The organism is Flavobacterium sp. (assembly GCF_044368625.1).
GTDB lineage: Bacteria > Bacteroidota > Bacteroidia > Flavobacteriales > Flavobacteriaceae > Flavobacterium.
The window spans coordinates 1-4,648 of the sequence record NZ_JBIPPD010000236.1 but is presented as its reverse complement, the minus strand read 5'-3'; the positions used below and the strand labels follow the sequence as shown (position 1 = coordinate 4,648).

5 protein-coding genes and 1 pseudogene are annotated in these 4,648 nt (G+C 34.2%); 2 read left to right on the top strand and 4 right to left on the bottom strand.

Annotation, left to right across the window (positions count from 1 at the left end):
- Positions 1-630, bottom strand: a 630-nt coding sequence (locus tag ACIQ2X_RS13930) for a dienelactone hydrolase family protein (RefSeq protein WP_396179546.1), incomplete at its 3' end; no start/stop codon positions are given.
- Between the two features lie 214 nt (positions 631-844).
- On the opposite strand from ACIQ2X_RS13930, the gene ACIQ2X_RS13925 reads away from it, so the two are divergent.
- Entirely contained in the window at positions 845-1,282 is a 438-nt protein-coding gene (locus tag ACIQ2X_RS13925; RefSeq protein WP_396179545.1) for a DUF6526 family protein, read from the top strand.
- Positions 1,283-1,286: 4 nt separating this feature from the next.
- On the top strand, positions 1,287-1,739 hold the full coding sequence (locus tag ACIQ2X_RS13920; RefSeq protein WP_396179543.1) for a DUF1801 domain-containing protein: 453 nt from the start codon (positions 1,287-1,289) through the stop codon (positions 1,737-1,739).
- Between the two features lie 194 nt (positions 1,740-1,933).
- On the opposite strand, the gene ACIQ2X_RS13915 is transcribed toward ACIQ2X_RS13920, so the two are convergent.
- The 3 genes and pseudogenes from ACIQ2X_RS13915 to ACIQ2X_RS13905 form a co-directional block, all read right to left on the bottom strand.
- Positions 1,934-3,754 (bottom strand): M56 family metallopeptidase, encoded by a 1,821-nt coding sequence (locus ACIQ2X_RS13915; protein WP_396179542.1) that lies wholly within the window; start codon positions 3,752-3,754, stop codon positions 1,934-1,936.
- Between the two features lie 7 nt (positions 3,755-3,761).
- Positions 3,762-4,121: a BlaI/MecI/CopY family transcriptional regulator gene (locus ACIQ2X_RS13910; protein ID WP_396179541.1), complete on the bottom strand. Its 360-nt coding sequence runs from the start codon at positions 4,119-4,121 to the stop codon at positions 3,762-3,764.
- A 166-nt stretch (positions 4,122-4,287) separates the two neighbouring features.
- Positions 4,288-4,648 (bottom strand): annotated as a pseudogene (locus ACIQ2X_RS13905) (MFS transporter); the annotation flags it as partial.

Here is a 4,648-nt window from a genome sequence, read left to right as displayed (position 1 = left end):
AATCATCTGCCAATCGGCTTTTGCGTTACGCATTTCGTTTTGGAAATCCACGATGGATTGTTTGGAAACGTACGGATCATCGGCACCGTGAAGTACTAGAACTTTCGTATTTATTGGGTTTACAAATCGCGAAACTTCTTTTTCCAAACCTCCGTGAAACGAAACCACACCTTGCACTTTCATTCGAGATCGTGCCACTTCTAAAGCTCCAGTGCCTCCAAAACAGTAGCCGATAACCACAATTTGATTGGGATTCGCACCAAGTTTGATCAATTCTTGCAAGGCCAATTCAATTCGTCTTTGATAATCGAGAAAATTGTTTTTGTAAAAGCCCGCTTGTTTTCCTGCCTCTTGAGTATTTGTGGGATAATTGCCTTCGCCATAAATATCTGCAATAAAAGCAATGTAATTCAAATCCGATAATTGCTGTGCAACTTCTTTTGAATGCGTGTCGATTCCTTTCCAAGCGGGTAAAATTAAAACGCCCGATTTGTTGGTTGTAGCCGTCTTTGCATCAATTCCGAAACCATTTAGTTTTTGGTTTCCATCCGAATAGGATATGGCTTTTAATTGGCCATAAGTCGTTATTGCTAGCAATAAAGTAACTAAAAAAAGCAATCTTGTTTTCATATGATTTTTTTAACTTAGATAAAACAGTCATTTTTTGTCCTCTGTAAATGTATTAAATAAATCAGTTTTTTTAGAGTTAAATACTTTTGTGGTTATTTGAGTTTGGACTTCCCTTTTTGGGTTAAACGCAAGTTGATACGATTCAATCTTTAAAATCCTTGCTTAAATTGCAGCTATAAAAATTAAAAAACGCTAACTTTATCCAAAAAAACGTATGGCTATTCAAAACTATAAAAACCACATCCGCTTTTATCCACCGCATCATTTTGTTTTTTATCCGATTACTTTGGCATTGTTGGCAAGTGCTGTTTATTATGCCATAAATGACGCTCCCAATCAAAAATTGTGGATGTTTATGAGTATTGTGGTTTTTCTAATCATTGTTTTGGCTTTTATGCTTCGCCAACATTATGCCTTGGTTTTACAAGACCGCATCGTTCGTTCGGAGTTGCGTTACCGTTATTTTGTAATTACCAATACACGCTTCGAACCGATGGAACAACTGCTCAACGACGGTCAAATTTTCGCTTTACGTTTCGCTCCCGACGAAGAATTACCAAAGTTGGTGCAAAGAGCGGTTGCCGAAAAAATGTCAGGCAATCAAATTAAAAAAGCCATTGTAAATTGGTTTCCAGACCATCAAAGAGTATAGTTTTATGAAAAATACAATTCCCGAAATTCAAGAATACCTTGAGGCAATTCCGGCAGAAAGACAAGAAGCGTTTCAAAAGTTACGTGAAATTATACAAGACAATACCACGCAACTCTCTGAAGAAATCAGTTACGGGATGATAGGTTATGTGGTGCCAAAGTCGGTTTATCCAGCAGGTTATCATTGTAATCCAAAACTTCCTTTGCCGTTTATTTCCATCGCTTCCCAAAAAAATTCAATCAACTTTTACCACATGGGTTTGTATGCAAGTCCTAATTTATATAACTGGTTTATAGAAGCATACACAAAACAATCTACCCACAAACCTGATATTGGCAAAAGTTGCATCCGTTTCAAAAAATGGAACGAAATTCCCTTTGAACTCCTTACATCACTTTGCCAAAAAATGAATACGCAGCAATGGATAGCACTCTATGAAAAAGAAATTAAAAAGTAGCATTTCTTAAATCACCACTATTCCTTTCTTTGTTCCCTACTTTATCGTTTATAAAAAAACGAGAAGTTATTCTCTCCTGTCAGGGATAAAGAAAAAGTCTTTAGGTTTTTTTTAGCTTTTGAGTTGCATATAAAAACTGATTTCTAAAATTGAAATTATAAAAAAAACCGGAAATGACTCCGGTTTTTTAACTCTTAATTATTTTCTTTTTTAGCTTTATCTCTTTCCTCTAATCTGATTTTTCGTGCAGCTTCACGTTCTTTTTGAGCTTCTTTTCTCGCTTCTAGCATTCCAATACGAATCTCTTTTTGAATCTGCCTGTTGAATTCCTGCATTTCTTTATCAAACTGTTTCATTTCAGTTTCAAATGCTTTCATTTCTTCATCAAACACTTTCATCTCCTTGTCAAATACTTCTGTATCAGGATTCATAGCATCCATTTTTTTACCATATTCTTCCATTTCCTTTTCCCACTTTTTCATTTCAGCAGAATTCATCTTGGTCTCAAACTTCTTCATGTCCTCTTCAAACTTTTTCCATGCTTTTTTGTTGTTTTCTGCTGGTGGAGTGGTTGGAGGTGTTGGTGGAGTTGGAAAAGTCGGTACAGCTGGAGGCAAAGGATAATTAGGTACAGCTGGTGGCATTGGAGGTGTTGGCGGACTTGGAGGTATAATGTCATTATTGGTATAATAAGATGCATAAGCAATATCATCAACTTCCACGGCTTCAACCGCAATATTAGTGTTAGAATTAATATCAACTTGAGTGTCTACTGTTCTATTTGATTCTCCAAAAGTGATAAGTTCCTTTCCTTTTGAGTCGTTATACTTGATTATGGTAAACGCTTTAATAGGATCAGTTCCCGAAACTTGATATGTACCCTTGTTTTCATTGGTTCCTTTTGATTCGATAACCGCTTTAAGAGAAATCATTTCTCCCCCTTTATTTCGTTTTATTTTAGAGAATTTTAGTGTTGCATTGTGCTCATTTTTAAACAATGTTTCTAATTGCTTTAGTTCTGTGTCAGATGTATTTGCTGTAACTTCTTTTCGGATGGTTGTTGAGGTTGAATGTGATATAGCGTTGCTTTTCTTCTCCTGTGCTACCACTTTTGTTTGAAATTGCCACATAAAAATGACTAATACCGGAACTATGATGGCATATTTCCATGAGTTCCACCGATTTGATTGATTTTTGTTTAACATAACGATTCTTTTTTTGATTAATGATTGAAAAAAATGATTACTGATGGCAACACAACTGTCATGTGTTGTTATTTTTAAGAGCGTAAATTGGTAGGCCTTCTTGTCGGATGTATTTTTAAAAGCATCACTATCTGCAATAAACTCTAGGTTTTGCACAATAGCTTTTTTATATAACCAAACAAAGGGATTCCACCAAAAAGCAATACAAAATAAACGTGCGATTAATACGTCTACGGTATGATTTTGAGAACAATGTACTTTCTCGTGTTCTAAAATATTTTCTAATTCAACTTGGTTATACAATTCAGGATTGTAAACAATGTAATTAAAGTAAGAGAATGGTGCGATGTTTTCTTTTACATTCACAAATTTATAATCCTCTTGAGAATGGATTGTTTTGCCTTTTAAAACCTTTTTCAAAGCATAATAATCCAAAGCAAATTTTATTAATAAAGTTAAAATTCCAATTGCATAAATAGTTAAGCCAATCCAGAACCAATCGATTTGAAAACTCTTTTCTGATTCCATCGTTACAATTACTTCTTTAGTTGAATTTATTAAATTATCAGCTAAATCTGGACTTGAATCTTGTTTGTATGCTTGAATATTTTCAACAATTGGAGTAGGTTCAACCCAAATTGTTTTTTTAAAAGTAACCACAGGCAATAAAACTGAAATAACTAACCCAAATAGTAAAAACCATCGGTTACTTTTAAAAAAAGTCTCTTTTCGAAGAAAAAGATAATAGGCAGATAAGAACATCACAATCAATGCTCCAGATTTGATGAAGTATAAGATAATTGTTTCCATAATATTGCTATTTATTTTTTTCAATCATTTCAATGATTTCACGCAATTCTTCTGCCGAAATTTTTTCTTCTTTGGCAAAAAAAGAGACCATATTTTTATACGAACTGTTGAAATAATTTTCAATCGCTGTATTCATAAAAGGTTTTCGATAGGCCTCTTTGGAAATCAAAGGATAATATTGATGTGTGTTTCCAAAAGTGTGGTGCGATACATAGCCTTTTTCTTCTAAATTCCGGACAATGGTGGAGAGGGTATTGTAATGCGGTTTTTCGGTAGTTATGGCAGCGGCAATTTCTTTTACAAACGCCTTTTCAAGCGTCCATAAAATGTGCATGATTTCTTCTTCTTTGTTGGTTAACTTTTGCATAGTGGTAAATTTTGATAAGCAAACTTACAACTATATTTTTAGTTATCAAACTATTTTTATAGTTAAGTAACTATTTTTTTAGTTTTTATTCTCAAAGTTGGGTTAAACTAATGAAAATAAGGAATTTGGGATTTTTTTTAAAAAACACAAAACAGAAGCATTGCAGTTACCGGAGCTTTTCAATTTTCAAAAGTTTAAGTAAATATACGCAAGCGATGGTGGCAATCAGCCCCAAACTTCCCATCACAATCCAGTTGAATTGGTACCCGAAATGAGCAATTAAATCCATACCCGTTTTTGAACTTCCGATATGGGCCAAACTAAAACTCATGGTGAAAAACGCCATGTATCTACCTTCGTGGCCTTTGGGAGCCCTGGATAAAGCAAAGGAATTGGAAAAAGGGAAGATGAAAATTTCGCCAAAAGTCATCAGAATCATACTGATAATCAGTATTCCAGCAAAGGTGTCGTAAAGTAATACGAAAAAGCTAAAAGTCATCATCAACGATCCTGATAGAATCAGTTTG